Below are 12,828 nucleotides of genomic sequence, written 5' to 3' on the forward strand. Positions count from 1 at the left end.
GCCAAACAAGCTCCGGCAAGGGAACTTGTTTGGCTCAGGCATTGCGCCCGTCAGGAGCTTTCGTTTATCAGTGGAAATTATAAGGCAAACTTACATATACATCTTCCTGCTGATATTGTCAGCAAAAAAACAGATCACAGGTATTTTCATTAAATTTTTGGTGCGGCATCCAGTATTTCTTTGTCGGCTGCGGCAGCATATTTTTCAAAGTTGCGGATAAATTGTCCGGCCAGGTTGGTTAACTGGGCATCATACGCACCTTTATCTTCCCACGTATTGCGTGGGTCCAGGATGTTGTCCGGTACACCAGGGCAATTATCAGGAATTTCGAAGCCAAATACAGGATGAGCGTGGAAGCCTGCATTATTCAGTTGCCCGTTTAAAGCGGCAGTGATCATGGCGCGGGTATAACCGAGTTTAATACGGTTGCCGGTACCATAAGCGCCACCCGTCCAGCCGGTATTAATCAGCCATACGTTCACATTATGCTGACGCATTCTTTCACCCAGCATCTGTGCATATTGCGCCGGATGCAGTGGCAGGAAAGGTGCGCCGAAACAAGCACTGAAAGTAGATTTAGGCTCGGTGATACCTGCTTCCGTACCTGCTACTTTAGCCGTGTAACCAGAAATGAACTGGTACATGGCCTGCCCGGGTGAAAGCCTGGAAATAGGCGGCAATACACCATAAGCATCGCAGGTGAGGAAAAATATATTCTTCGGAATACCTCCTACAGAAGGTTCCTGTGCATTTTCTATGTAGTGCAGCGGGTAAGAAACACGGGTGTTTTCTGTGATGGAGCTATCCGCATAGTTCACGGTATTGGTACCCGGGAAGAAGGTAATATTCTCCAGCAGGGCGCCTTCGCGAACAGCATGGAATATTTGTGGTTCCTTTTCTTCAGAGAGGTCAATACATTTTGCATAGCAACCACCTTCAAAATTGAATACGCCGGTAGCTGTCCAGCCGTGTTCATCGTCACCTATCAGCTTGCGGCCGGGATCCGCACTCAACGTGGTTTTACCAGTACCGCTCAGTCCAAAAAATACAGCAGTATCGCCCTGTGCACCGATATTGGCGGAGCAGTGCATACTCAGTACGTTTTTGTTGTGCGGTAATACGTAGTTCAGAATAGTGAAGATGCCCTTTTTAATTTCTCCGGTATAAGCACTACCACCAATAAGGATCATCTTTTTGGTGAAGTTTACAACAGAGAAATTTTGTTGACGGGTACCATCAGTAGCCGGATCAGCCAAACAGCCGGGAGCCTGTATAATGGTCCAGTCGTTGAGCATATAATCCAGTTCTTCTTCAGTAGGGCGAAGGAACATGTTATAGGCAAACAAACTTGACCATGGCAGTTCACTGATTACTTTGATGTTGACCCGGTAATCCTGGTCAGCACAGGCGTAGCAGTCACGTACCCATACATCTTTTCCGGTGAAATAACGCGTGATTTTACTGTATAAACGATCAAAATTTTCTTCAGAGATAGGGAGGTTGAAATCGTTCCAGTTTACAGTGTCCGTTGTGATGTTGTCTTTTACGATGAATTTGTCTTTCGGGGAGCGGCCGGTAAATTGTCCGGTATTAACAGCTAATGCCCCGCTGTCAGCATAAACCCCTTGTTTACGGGCGACAGTTTGTTCCGCCAGTTTTTCGGGTGAAAGTTGGTAATAAACGTTAGCTACGTTCTCTATGCCAAGTCCCCGTAAGTCAGCAATAGGATTCCTTACGCTACTCATTTGCATAAAAGCAAGATTGTTTTGGTGTAAAAGCAAAACTAGCGATTTTTTGATATTGTCAAATTTTATCGGTGTTATACCATTAAAATTTAGAAATTAGTCACTATTTTCCGGGTGGTTATTGCAATATCTTCAATAGGAGGGTGTTTCATTGCAGGATTGTCAAACTAAAAAACAGGATAATATAGCATTAAGTATTTGCAAAGAAATATTAGTACGATTTTGTCATTTTACGCTGCAGATATTAACCAATTTGCTGATTCCCGATTTCTACCTCCGAAATTTTACCTAGGTTTGGACCCTCATTTGAAATTAAGAGATATGAAGAATTTGCCCTTAGATCCGCAGGTGTTTGTAAAGAACCGCCAGCGTTTTGTGGCTAAAATGAAGCCACAGTCTATAGCTATTATCAACTCCAATGATGAACTGCCCACCAATGGTGATGCCCTGCACAAGTTCAAACAGAATTCCGATTTGTACTGGCTGACCGGTATTGACCAGGAAGACACAATGGTGGTGTTGTTTCCAGATAATCCAGATCCTAAATACCGCGAGGTATTAGTACTGGTGCGACCTAACGAGTTAAAAGAAAAGTGGGATGGTCACAGGTTGCGCAAAGACGAAGCTTTCGCCGTTTCCGGCATGGCTACCGTAGTATGGTTAGATAGCCTTGATGCATTATTGCAGCAATGGATCAACGATGCGGCAAATATCTACCTGAATTCCAATGAAAATAACCGTAAGTCAAACCTGGTACCGGTAAGAGATTATCGTTATGCACAGGAAATGAAAGTGCGTTATCCACTGCATAACTACCTGCGTGCTGCTGTTATCTTTAAGGAACTACGTGCAGTAAAAACACCGGAAGAAATTAAGGTAATGCAGGAAGCGATGGATATTACTGAAAAAGCATTCCGCCGCTTATTGAAATTCATTAAACCAGGTGTATGGGAACATGAAATTCATGCAGAAATTCTGCACGAATTCCTGCGCAACCGCTCTGCCGGGGAAGCTTATGGTTCTATCATTGCTTCCGGGGATAGTGCCCGCACACTGCACTATGTATCCAATAACCAGGAATGTAAAGACGGAGACCTGATCCTGATGGATTTCGGTGCGGAATACGGTGGTTACAATGCCGACCTTACCCGTACTGTACCTGTAAACGGTAAGTTTACGCCGCGTCAGCGCGAGGTATATAATGCCTGCCTGCACCTGCATAACTACGCTAAATCTATTCTGCGTCCGGGTATCACCATCGCCAAATACCATGAAATGGTTGGCGAAGAAGCTACCAAAGAATTTATTAAACTGGGACTGCTCACAGAAGAGGAAGTGAAGAACCAGGATCCGGAAACGCCGGCGTACCGCAAATACCTGTACCATGGTATTTCTCACCACCTGGGAGTAGATGTACATGACCTCGGACCTTCCCTTCATCAGCCTATTCCGGAAGGAGCAGTGATGACTGTTGAGCCGGGGATTTATATTGAGCAGGAGAAAATGGGGGTCCGTATTGAAAATAACATCTGGCTTACTGCCAATGGCAATGTGGACCTGATGAAGAATATTCCGATCACGGCCGATGAAATTGAAGCCCTGATGAAATAAGACAATTACGAATTACGAATTACGGATTACGGATTACGGATTTGTGAGAAGATAATAGCGAAGTTAATCTTCGCGTTTACAATCTTCCCACAAATCCGTAATTCGTAATTCGTAATTCGTAATTTGCATTGAATAAACTTATTAGATGAAACAACTACCAAATATTCTTACCCTATGTAACCTTTTTTGTGGGGCGCTGGCTATTATCTGCATCTTACATGCACCGGAGTATCGCGCGGAAATTAACGGTGCTGACTATACGATTATCACGCCGGAACCGGTTTACTGGGCTTCTGCATTAGTAGTGCTGGCCGGCATATTCGACTTTTTCGATGGTATGGTAGCCCGCCTGCTGAAAGTATCCGGCCCCATGGGTAAGGAGCTGGATTCCCTGGCAGATGTGGTAACTTTTGGGGTAGTACCCGGCATGATGCTATACCGGCTGCTCCGCAGTGCCTACTTCCAGCAACCGGATGTTTTTGATGTTTCTCTCCTGAACCTGGCGCCGGCCTTACTGGTGCCTTGCTTTGCAGCTTACCGCCTGGCCAAATTTAATATAGACACCCGCCAGTCTGAAAACTTTATCGGTGTGCCTACCCCTGCAGTAGCCTTGCTGGTGGCATCTTTCCCATTAATTCTACTATTTAATCCTTTTAACCTGGCGCATTGGTTCCAAAATATCTGGGTACTGTATATCACCATCGGTTTGCTGTGCTACCTGATGATTGCAGAGATTCCGATGATTAGCCTGAAATTTAAAAATAAAAGCCTGGCAGATAACTGGCCTCGCTTCTTACTGATCGCTTTAACCATACTCAGCATACCTTTCCTGAAATTTGCGGCCGTACCATTTATATTCATTTGTTACGTAATATTATCTGTTGCTGTACCGCCTAAAATACAAGCGGTTTAACATTCTGGATTTTTTGATGTAGGTTTGCGGCAAAATTTCTAGCACAATGACTTTTACTGCACATATCAATGTGATGCCACTGAAAGAATTATTAGATCCGCAAGGTAAAGCGGTAATGGGTGGTCTCAAGAACCTCGGCCTGGGCCAGGTACAAGATGTACGTATTGGTAAACACATTACTCTGCAAATTGAAGCCGCCAGCCAGGAAGAAGCAAGGCAGATCGCTGAGAATGCCTGCCAGAAGCTGTTGGCAAACCAGGTAATGGAATCTTTTGAAGTACAAATACAATAATTAATTACGCAAGGAAGTAAAGGAGTAAAGACGCAAAGATTATTTTCCTTTGCATCTTTGCTCCTTTGTTTCTTTGTGTGACACAATACGGGCCTGAATTATGAAATTATACCTCGTTCCATCTCCTATTGGCAACCTCGCCGATATCACCTACAGGGCTGTAAAAGTACTGGAGGAAGCAGATTTGATCCTGGCGGAAGATACCCGTACCTCCAGCGTATTACTCCGGCATTATAATATCAGCAAGCCCGTTACGGCCTATCATCAACACAATGAGCATAAAATAGTACAGCACCTGCTGCAACAAATGCAGAGTGGTAAAACCATGGCCTTACTCACAGATGCCGGCACTCCCGGTATATCTGATCCCGGTTTTTTACTGGTGAGAGAATGCAGCCGCAACGGCGTTCCGGTAGAATGTTTGCCGGGTGCCACCGCCTTTGTACCTGCCCTGGTCAACAGCGGTATCCCTATGAACCGCTTCGCTTTTGAAGGCTTTCCCCCACTCAAGAAAGGTCGTCATACCCTCTTCACCAAACTGGCTACAGAAGAGCGTACCATCGTATTTTACGAATCACCTATGAGGTTGGTAAGAACCCTGTCAGATCTTATTCAATACTTCGGCCCGGACCGCCCCTGTAGCGTAAGCCGCGAACTAACCAAGGTATTCGAGGAAAATAAACGCGGTACCCTGCAGGAAGTACACGATTACTACGCTGAAAAAGGCGTGAAAGGAGAAATTGTACTCGTGGTACAGGGAGTCGAATAAATTTTTAAAAGCGTTGAAAATTGCTGACATACTGTTGTCACATTGGTACTGTTGTTTTGTGTTACAAATCATTTAGCCATGTTACTGACCGATATTGCTGCTCAACGATTACTTCATCAGCAACTGCTTCACACCCGTTTTAAACAGCCACACCAAATCGTCGCTTTCTTTGGCGCCATGCAGGCCCAGGAACATGCTCACAGCAAGTGGGGGATCGGCGTACGCCTGCCCGGCAGCACAGATGCTGCTATTGAAAAAGCAATCAGTAATAAATCAATTATCCGCACTACCGCTTTCAGGGGGACCCTTCATCTCGTAGCGCCCGCAGATGTACGCTGGATGCTGCAGTTGATTGCACCCGGTATGAAAGTACGCATGAGCAGCATGCGGAAAAAACTGGGGATGGATGACGCCTCCATTAAACGGGCCTGTCAACTGATCACCAAAGCGCTGAAAGGTGGTAATCACCTCACGCGTAAAGCGTTGGATACATATCTGCAGGAAAATGGTATTGCTACCGACGACCATCGCATGAACCACATCATTTACCATGCAGCACTGGATGGATTGATCTGCAACGGTCCGCTGAGTGGCAAGCTGTTTACCTATACACTCCTGGATGAGTGGTTGCCGGCATCCGCCAGCACGAAGCTTGAACGACAAGCCGCCCTGGTAACACTGGCCCACCGCTATTTTACCAGTCATGGCCCGGCCACACTGCCCGATTTTGCCAACTGGTCCGGGTTATCGCTGACCGACGCCCGTGCAGGGCTCGATGGCGCCCAGGCAGATCTCAAAGCCATCACCATCCATAATACTACTTACTGGATGGCGCCTGGCAGTATGAAAACGCCGCCTGATACGCATTTGCTATTACCCGGATTTGATGAATATTTTATTGGTTATAAAGACCGCAGCGCTATCATAGATCCCTCTTTCGCCAAAAAGGTGATGACGATCAACGGTATTTTTAATCCGATCATGGTCCATAACGGCGAGATAATAGGCACCTGGAAACGCACTTTTAAAAAGGATACAGTAGCGATTACAGTGGAGCCATTTAAACCTCTGAAAAAGTCCGCCCTGAAAGCTTTTGAGCCTGCTGCAGAGCAATATGCCCGGTTTCTTGGTAATACCCTTACAGCATTCACGGATACGACTGCGAAATAACCCGTGTCAAAACATCAAAATACCCCAAATGATGTTTATTTTAGCTGTTTAAACAAAAAGAAACGGAATGAATCATCGGGTTACAACAGGGTGCTGTCTGGCCATTGCTATGCTGGCAGGCAGTTGGTTACAACTAAGCGCACAGTCGGATCGCTGGCAACAGCGCGTGAAATATGCCATGGATGTAAAAGTAGATGCGCCAGCTAATCAATTCAAAGGTCAGCAACATCTGGAATATTTTAATAACTCTCCTGATACATTAAAGAAAGTCTTTTATCACCTCTACTGGAACGCTTTTCAGCCTAACAGCATGATGGATGTCCGCAGCCGTGAACTGGGGAAAATCGTGATCGGAAAAGACCGGAAAGGCAATGAACGCCGCGACTGGGACAACCGCGTACGTGATCGTATTTCCCAGTTGAAACCAGATGAAATAGGCTACCAGAAAGTGATTTCCTTAAAGAGAGATGGTAAACCACAGGATTTCAAAGTAGTGGAAACCATCCTGGAAGTGCCGCTGGATAAGCCTATCCTGCCACATTCAACAGCTGTATTTGATATGGAATTTGAAGCACAGGTGCCAGTGCAGATCCGTCGTAGTGGCCGCAATAATTCCGAAGGCGTGGATTTTTCCATGGCGCAATGGTATCCTAAAATGTGTGAATACGATTATGAAGGATGGCATGCAACGCCTTACGTCGCCCGGGAATTCTATGGAGTATGGGGCGACTATGATGTGAAAATAACCATCGATAAAAAGTATGTACTGGGTGGAACCGGTTACCTGCAAAATCCTAATGAAATTGGTCATGGGTACGAAGCACCGGGTGTGAAAGTGAAACAGCCGGCGGGTAATACACTGACCTGGCATTTCATTGCACCGAATGTACACGATTTCATGTGGGCTGCGGATCCTGACTACAAACACATCACGCAGAAAGTGGATGGATTTACTGCTCACTTTTTCTACATCGATAATGAAAACACGTATAACACCTGGCCTCAACTGGCAAAAATGATTCCTGCCGCTTATGCCTATATTAAAGCGCATTATGGTGCTTATCCATATGAGCAATACTCTTTTATTCAAGGTGGCGATGGGGGTATGGAATATCCCATGGGTACTTTGATTATGGGTAATGGAAAGATGGATGGCCTCTATGGTGTTGCGATGCACGAATGGATGCACAGTTGGTACCAGGGTATGCTGGCTACCAATGAAAGCCTGTATCCGTGGATGGATGAGGGTTTCACCACTTTCGCCGAAAACAATGTAATTCACAATACCATTGATTCGCTGAAGGGTACTAATGCTATGGAAAGTTCTTATGCAGGTTATTTTGCACTGGCCAGCAGCCCTTTTGAAGAACCAGCCACTACACATTCCGATCACTATAATACTAACTACGGTTACAGCCTCACCGCTTATTCCAAAGGCGCGGTATTCCTGGAGCAATTGGGATATGTGATTGGCGCTGCTAATCGTGATGCAGGCCTGCTGCGTTACTACCATGAATGGCGTTTCAAACATCCAAATGCAAATGATTTTATTCGTGTAATGGAGAAGCAAAGTGGCATTGAGCTGGATTGGTATAAACAATACTTTATCAATTCTGTGAAGCACATCGACTATGGTATCGACAGTGTGTATGAAAAAGGCAATAAAACGATAGTACGCCTGCGTAAGGTAGGATACATGCCAATGCCAATAGATTTTATGGTTACCGATAAAAATGGCACTAAGGAACTGCATTATATTCCGTTGTCTATCATGTATGGAGAGAAGCCAAATGAAACACCTGCTATAAAGCGTGTAGTCGAGCCCGTTTGGTACTGGACACATCCAACGTATGAAGTAGAACTGAATGTTCCGCTCTCTAACATTAAAGAGCTGGAAATCGATCCCAGTCAGCGTATGGCGGATGTTGACAGAAGTAACAACAAAGCAGTATCCTAAAAGCATAAAGCTGAAAGCATAAAGCATAAAGCTATTGAGGCGAATGATCATTGCGGATATTAACCTGCTTTGATCATTCGCCTCAATAGCTTTATGCTTTATGCTTTCAGCTTTATGCTCTAAAATATCAGTTGTTGTAATTGATTTTCCCAGGTATGGCCTTGCAGCTCCTGGTTTTTTAAGCTGTTCAGGTGGTGCTGATTATGATGTGCGATAAAATACAACATTTCCCTGAGGGTGATTTTTCCCAGCAAAGGATGTGGTAAACGATATTTATCCAGGTCAGCTTCTGACCATTGAGGAAGCCTGTCTGCTAATTTTTTCTTCTGGAGAAGAAAACCTTGTAGTAGTGTTGGACGCTGCGCAGGGTAAATTACGCCGGGTTGATAGGCGTGGCCTGCTTTACGGCCGGTATTAAGTACGCGTTCGTAATCTTCCACCAGTTTATCGTAGGGGCGTGAAGGTGATTGGCTCACCCCAAAGTAGCGCAAGGTCACTTTCGGAAATGCCAGTGCACTGCTAATAGGCCGGATAGATTTGGTAAGATGATCGAGTTGCTGACCAGCGGACCATTTACCGTAAGGGGATGCGGTAAAACGTATATCCGGCAACGTGTTGACAAAATCAACGAAGTTGTCAAAGCTTTCATTGAGTAGAGATTGAATCTCGTGCTGGTTCAGGTACATAGGAATGAAGTTTTAGAGGATTCAAAAACACAATACCTGGCTTTTTATTCAATATACCCGGGCCACTGCATATCCCTGAAGTTACATCAGATTTGCGAGGCGGCCAAGATTTTGATACATATAAATTAATTAAATGTATATAAAAATGGGTAATTGGCCCGGGAATATTGATGTACTGTTAATAAAAACTAAGAATTATTCCAGTACCTGGCATAAAAAGCCTTGTTTTTGAACGAATTCAATAATAATATTCTCTTCCACCTGTAAGTCTGCAATGCGCAATACCTTATCGCAGTCGTCCAGGTCTACATGACAGGATCCAACGGAAAAGCTGGAAGCTATGGCCTGGATCATTTGTTGGCGCGCATCCGGGTTGTCTATATTGGTTTTGAATATACCTATCATCGCACAATGTTTTAGTGTGATTCGTTTGCTTCGCTGTTTGGTTTTCCTGGCTCTTTTGGAAAATCGTCTTCCCAGTATCTTTCCCAGGCTTCGCGTCTGCCTCTGCCAAAGCCGGGCCTGCAACGGTTACGGAGTGCTTCCCGCATTCTTTCCTGTTCTTCCGGCGTCATATGGGCCATTTTCTCTTTCAGTCGTGATTTCCATTCTCTTCCGCGGTTCCACTTATCATGATGACTATGCCATCCAAAAAGCAGCTTGCCTAACAGGAGTAATCCCAATGCCTGCCAGAAGGTAATAACAGGGCCATGAAACAGTTCGGGAATTAATAAGTTCCACAGGTACATGGTGGCAAATCCTATTACGGCGATAAATATCACACCGAGTACTAAGAATTTGGCGACTTTAGCGCCTTTCCCTCTGCCATATTCGTTTCTCATATCTTTAATAATTTAAAATCAGTCGTTTAATAATTCGTTGTACAGCTCTGCCAGGCGTTCCCGAAGAAATAGCACGGCGTAGCGCTTCCTTGACAGCAGGGTATTTACCCCGATGCCGGTTTCTTCACTCATTTCCTTAAAGGATTTGCCTTCCAGTTCATGTTGTAAAAACACCTGTCTTTGATCCGCCGGCAGCTCATCGATAGCTTGCATAATGGCTTCAGACATGATTTTTTTCATCATGGGCGTATCAGCTTCCTGGCTTTTGTCGGAAAGTAATTCAGGTAGAAATAATACTTCTTCGCCTTCTATCTCGCGCGTGTAGTCAGCAAACGGGGTTTCTTTCTTTTTGCGGAACCAGTCGGTAATTCTGTTGCGGGTTACCGCAAAAAGCCATCCGGTAATAGAGTCTACCTGGCTTCCCAACCTTAAATATTCAGTAAATTGATAGAAAACGTCCTGTAAAATATCCTCAGCATCCGACGCATTATTTACCCGTTGACGGATAAAATGGAGCAACCGCTTGCGTTCCTGCTTTACGGTAGCCTGTATGCGTTCGTTTTGCTCTATGGCCATAATGTTATTTGTAAGGACCAGTTGTTTCATCTTAATAAGGATGACGAAACAACAAAGAGGATATTTTATGCGGGCAAAAAAAAATCAGGGGAGGGGTGAAAACAGCAGAGGCACAAAGGAACTTTTCTTGTATCTCCCTTGCGCCTCTCTTGCTTTACTCCCTGGTATCACTAGCTCTTCGCCAGTACTACAAACTTCTCCAGGAAGCTTTCTTCCGGGAATATATCATATACTTTTACCAATCTTGGTTTCACACCGCTATCGGAAATTTCCTGTGCCAGGTCGCCACCTTTCAGGCATATCAGTCCCTTTTCGAATTGTTTGCCGGGTACGGTTGATTTCTTTAATACGGGCTTGCTCCAGCGCCATAAATCGCCCAACGGGGCCACAGCACGGGATACTACGATATCAAATTTACGGTTCTTCACATCTTCTACGCGGCTGTGTGCAGCCGTCACGTTTTTCAGTTGCAGGGCTTCTGCCACTCCCTGTACTACTTTGATCTTTTTGCCGATGGAATCTACCAGGTGAAATTGCACTTCCGGAAAGAAGATCGCCAGCGGAATCCCGGGGAATCCGCCACCTGTACCCAGATCGAGGATCTGGGTGCCGGGCTGAAAGTCCGCAATAGCGGCTATGGCAAGAGAATGTAATACATGCCTTTCATATAAGGACTCAATGTCTTTGCGGGAGATGACATTGATTTTTTCATTCCATTCCTCATATAATCCCTTCAGGGCTTCAAACTGCGATAACTGCGCTGGTGTAAAGTCGCTGAAATACTTTAAAATAATTTCCATAGCGCAAAAGTAGGCAGGATTTGCGAGAGCAGAAAGCAAAAAGCAGAAAGCAAAAAGCTATTAAAGCGAATGACATAAGTGGTAGATAATTAATATACCCGCTTATGTCATTCGCTTTAATAGCTTTTTGCTTTCTGCTTTCCGCTTTTGGCTACCATTTATTGGCTTTGCCCTTGAACAGCAATGCAGGCGTAAATATGATATAATACAATACCATGAAGATATCCATCAGCCAGCTGAATTTAAACAGGTCGCTTTCATCGAGCCTGCGCATGGCGGCATAGGTGATAATGGATTGGACCAATACTTTCAGGCCAAAGATTCCCAGCACATACCAAAGGATGGGTGGCGGGAAAAACAGCCCGATGATAAAGGCCGGATAAAACAGGAAATGAGTCAGGGAAAACAGGCCCAGCACAAACTTATGGCCGAAACGGTAATGTTTACCGGTGGACATATGCCGGGTTTTCTGCCTGAACCAGCTTTTCCAGCTTTGTTTAGGCTCCGAGTAAGTGAATGCCTGTTTATCGATCACCACACCCACATTTTTCCGGGTGGCGGCGGTATTTACAAACAGGTCATCGTCGCCACTGGCAATATGTTGATGGCTGGTGAAGCCTTTATGCTTGAAGAAGAGCTCTCTTTTGTAAGCCAGGTTACGGCCTACGCCCATATAAGGCATGCCGCTCATGGCAAACGATAAGTGTTGCAGGGCGCTGAAGAAAGTTTCGTAGCGGATAATTTTATTGAGGAAGCCAGGCTTTTTATAGTAAGCACCGTAGCCGAGTACAATTTCTTTGTCGTTGGAAAATCCCTGGCTCATGAAGGACAACCAATACGTGCTGCCGGGTTTGCAATCCGCATCTGTTAATAACACCGTATCAAACTGGGCGCCTTTCAGGCCAATAGACAGCGGATATTTTTTACCGGGAATGAACTTGGCAGCCTGTTTAATTTCAATGTGCCGGTAATGTGGATAACCCGGCTCAATAGAGCGGAGATAGTATTTGGTGTCGTCTTCAGAATTATCATTTACCACAATCACCTCGTATTCCGGTTTCAGGTGGTGATGATAGCGCTGCTGCAATACTCCCGGAAGATTTTTTTGCAGGTTTAACTCTTCATCCTTCGCGCAGATGATCACTGAAAACGGACCGTCCGGTGCCTGGTCCTGGTCAAATTTACGTCTATAAAAAGCTACCCGGGAGAAGATAAACAGGTAATAAAAGATCTGTATTCCCGCTACGGCAGCAAAAAAGTATAAGGCATATTCACCTAGATGTTCCTGCATAATGCTGGCAAAAATATAATATTTTTATTATCTGTAAAAGAAAATAATTAAGGGGAAAGTGTTCACGCAAAGACGCAAAAGAGCAAAGAAGCAGGGGGAATTAGTCTTTACTTATTTACTTCTTTGCTCCTTTGCGTCTTTGCGTGAACTCCTTTCTGCTTATCTTCGCGCCTCAA

13 protein-coding genes are annotated in these 12,828 nt (G+C 44.9%); 6 read left to right on the top strand and 7 right to left on the bottom strand.

Annotation, left to right across the window (positions count from 1 at the left end):
- Positions 1-149 precede the first annotated feature (149 nt).
- On the bottom strand, positions 150-1,751 hold the full coding sequence (gene pckA, locus J7623_RS17945) for a phosphoenolpyruvate carboxykinase (ATP) (protein WP_291922862.1): 1,602 nt from the start codon (positions 1,749-1,751) through the stop codon (positions 150-152).
- Between the two features lie 315 nt (positions 1,752-2,066).
- On the opposite strand from pckA, the gene J7623_RS17950 reads away from it, so the two are divergent.
- From J7623_RS17950 to J7623_RS17975, 6 genes are all read left to right on the top strand, one after another.
- Entirely contained in the window at positions 2,067-3,356 is a 1,290-nt protein-coding gene (locus J7623_RS17950; RefSeq protein ID WP_291922864.1) for an aminopeptidase P N-terminal domain-containing protein, read from the top strand.
- Between the two features lie 145 nt (positions 3,357-3,501).
- Positions 3,502-4,269: a CDP-alcohol phosphatidyltransferase family protein gene (locus J7623_RS17955; protein WP_291922866.1), complete on the top strand. Its 768-nt coding sequence runs from the start codon at positions 3,502-3,504 to the stop codon at positions 4,267-4,269.
- Between the two features lie 46 nt (positions 4,270-4,315).
- A complete protein-coding gene (gene purS / locus J7623_RS17960) occupies positions 4,316-4,561 on the top strand; it encodes a phosphoribosylformylglycinamidine synthase subunit PurS (RefSeq protein WP_291922868.1) in 246 nt (81 codons plus the stop codon).
- Between the two features lie 100 nt (positions 4,562-4,661).
- Positions 4,662-5,330 carry a 16S rRNA (cytidine(1402)-2'-O)-methyltransferase gene (rsmI, locus tag J7623_RS17965; protein WP_291922871.1) on the top strand — a complete coding sequence of 223 codons (669 nt, stop codon included), beginning with the start codon at positions 4,662-4,664 and terminating at the stop codon, positions 5,328-5,330.
- Positions 5,331-5,408: 78 nt separating this feature from the next.
- A complete protein-coding gene (locus J7623_RS17970; RefSeq protein WP_291922872.1) occupies positions 5,409-6,500 on the top strand; it encodes a winged helix DNA-binding domain-containing protein in 1,092 nt (363 codons plus the stop codon).
- 67 nt (positions 6,501-6,567) lie between these two features.
- Positions 6,568-8,457 carry a M1 family metallopeptidase gene (locus J7623_RS17975; RefSeq protein ID WP_291922874.1) on the top strand — a complete coding sequence of 630 codons (1,890 nt, stop codon included), beginning with the start codon at positions 6,568-6,570 and terminating at the stop codon, positions 8,455-8,457.
- A gap of 119 nt (positions 8,458-8,576) precedes the next feature.
- On the opposite strand, the gene J7623_RS17980 is transcribed toward J7623_RS17975, so the two are convergent.
- The 6 genes from J7623_RS17980 to J7623_RS18005 all read right to left on the bottom strand — a co-directional run bounded on the left by J7623_RS17980 (position 8,577) and on the right by J7623_RS18005 (position 12,652).
- The gene (locus tag J7623_RS17980) at positions 8,577-9,143 is read right to left on the bottom strand and encodes a DinB family protein (protein ID WP_291922876.1); all 567 of its coding nucleotides are present in this window, start codon (positions 9,141-9,143) and stop codon (positions 8,577-8,579) included.
- A 195-nt stretch (positions 9,144-9,338) separates the two neighbouring features.
- Positions 9,339-9,548 (bottom strand): hypothetical protein, encoded by a 210-nt coding sequence (locus J7623_RS17985; RefSeq protein ID WP_291922878.1) that lies wholly within the window; start codon positions 9,546-9,548, stop codon positions 9,339-9,341.
- Positions 9,549-9,559: 11 nt separating this feature from the next.
- On the bottom strand, positions 9,560-9,985 hold the full coding sequence (locus J7623_RS17990; protein ID WP_291922880.1) for a hypothetical protein: 426 nt from the start codon (positions 9,983-9,985) through the stop codon (positions 9,560-9,562).
- 18 nt (positions 9,986-10,003) lie between these two features.
- Entirely contained in the window at positions 10,004-10,591 is a 588-nt protein-coding gene (locus J7623_RS17995) for an RNA polymerase sigma factor (protein ID WP_291922882.1), read from the bottom strand.
- A 140-nt stretch (positions 10,592-10,731) separates the two neighbouring features.
- Positions 10,732-11,361, bottom strand: coding sequence for a 16S rRNA (guanine(527)-N(7))-methyltransferase RsmG (rsmG, locus tag J7623_RS18000; protein ID WP_291922884.1), 630 nt, complete (start codon positions 11,359-11,361; stop codon positions 10,732-10,734).
- Between the two features lie 151 nt (positions 11,362-11,512).
- Entirely contained in the window at positions 11,513-12,652 is a 1,140-nt protein-coding gene (locus J7623_RS18005) for a glycosyltransferase (RefSeq protein ID WP_291922886.1), read from the bottom strand.
- Positions 12,653-12,828: the final 176 nt, after the last annotated feature.

Origin of the sequence: Chitinophaga sp. (genome assembly GCF_017745275.1) — a bacterium.
GTDB lineage: Bacteria > Bacteroidota > Bacteroidia > Chitinophagales > Chitinophagaceae > Chitinophaga.

Bases quoted from the DNA above. Each gene is read 5' to 3' on its own strand.
- pckA (WP_291922862.1), bottom strand. From the start codon at position 1,751: ATGCAAATGAGTAGCGTAAGGAATCCTATTGCTGACTTACGGGGACTT.
- J7623_RS17950 (WP_291922864.1), top strand. From the start codon at position 2,067: ATGAAGAATTTGCCCTTAGATCCGCAGGTGTTTGTAAAGAACCGCCAG.
- J7623_RS17955 (WP_291922866.1), top strand. From the start codon at position 3,502: ATGAAACAACTACCAAATATTCTTACCCTATGTAACCTTTTTTGTGGG.
- purS (WP_291922868.1), top strand. From the start codon at position 4,316: ATGACTTTTACTGCACATATCAATGTGATGCCACTGAAAGAATTATTA.
- rsmI (WP_291922871.1), top strand. From the start codon at position 4,662: ATGAAATTATACCTCGTTCCATCTCCTATTGGCAACCTCGCCGATATC.
- J7623_RS17970 (WP_291922872.1), top strand. From the start codon at position 5,409: ATGTTACTGACCGATATTGCTGCTCAACGATTACTTCATCAGCAACTG.
- J7623_RS17975 (WP_291922874.1), top strand. From the start codon at position 6,568: ATGAATCATCGGGTTACAACAGGGTGCTGTCTGGCCATTGCTATGCTG.
- J7623_RS17980 (WP_291922876.1), bottom strand. From the start codon at position 9,143: ATGTACCTGAACCAGCACGAGATTCAATCTCTACTCAATGAAAGCTTT.
- J7623_RS17985 (WP_291922878.1), bottom strand. From the start codon at position 9,548: ATGATAGGTATATTCAAAACCAATATAGACAACCCGGATGCGCGCCAA.
- J7623_RS17990 (WP_291922880.1), bottom strand. From the start codon at position 9,985: ATGAGAAACGAATATGGCAGAGGGAAAGGCGCTAAAGTCGCCAAATTC.
- J7623_RS17995 (WP_291922882.1), bottom strand. From the start codon at position 10,591: ATGAAACAACTGGTCCTTACAAATAACATTATGGCCATAGAGCAAAAC.
- rsmG (WP_291922884.1), bottom strand. From the start codon at position 11,361: ATGGAAATTATTTTAAAGTATTTCAGCGACTTTACACCAGCGCAGTTA.
- J7623_RS18005 (WP_291922886.1), bottom strand. From the start codon at position 12,652: ATGCAGGAACATCTAGGTGAATATGCCTTATACTTTTTTGCTGCCGTA.